Source organism: Corynebacterium sp. HMSC071B10, from assembly GCF_001814825.1.
In the GTDB taxonomy this organism is placed as follows: domain Bacteria; phylum Actinomycetota; class Actinomycetes; order Mycobacteriales; family Mycobacteriaceae; genus Corynebacterium.
Genome location: NZ_KV817966.1, coordinates 1 through 691 on the forward strand (window position 1 = coordinate 1; position 691 = coordinate 691).

General features: G+C 57.2%; 1 protein-coding gene. It reads right to left on the minus strand.

The annotated features are described in order from the left end of the window. The coding region (locus HMPREF2990_RS12295; RefSeq protein WP_168167105.1) for an AAA family ATPase at positions 1–691 on the minus strand (691 nt) is incomplete at both ends.

The following is a 691-nucleotide window of genomic DNA, read 5'->3' on the forward strand; positions in this document are numbered from 1 at the left end:
TGCCGATACCAGCGACGACACGGGACACATCCACGGTCGCGCCTTGGGAACTATGCCCGGTAGCGGCATAACCGAGTTGGGCATGTTTTTCCAGGTAATCGCTATTTAACGTCACTGTGGCAGAAGTATCGTCACATCGACGGGCAGTAATCGAGCCGTCATAACCGATGGAATCAACAACCCAGCGTTGACCATTGCGCACCATATCCCCGCTGCTAGTAATCAGCTTCGAGTCATTACGACGAGTCAGGACTACATCACCAACGCCAGCTTCCAGACCATCAGACAAGCACAATCGGCTCTCGGCGTTAATCTCACCACGCTCGGCGCGAATCTTCTGTGCCGCAGCATTAAGCGCGGTGACCTGGTCGCGGGTGGCAGCAACCAGCAATGACTGCTTGCCTGCGGCAGTATCCTCACGCCACCCAGCCAAAGCATCGTCCATCATGGCCGTTACCGAACCAGCATGCAGGCGCTCATGGCGCATATACCACTCGGCGGCACGGGAAACGTCTGCTTCTTCGCCACCGCGCAACCACTTCGATGCTTCACGCTCACCGGCATCACGCTGACGGAACACCTCGGTTAGTTCGACCGCGTCGGGAAGCTCATGAGACAAGGTAGCCAGCAGACCAGAGCGTGCCTTAACCGCCGAATACTGCTCTGGATCACCGACAAAAACCACACGCGA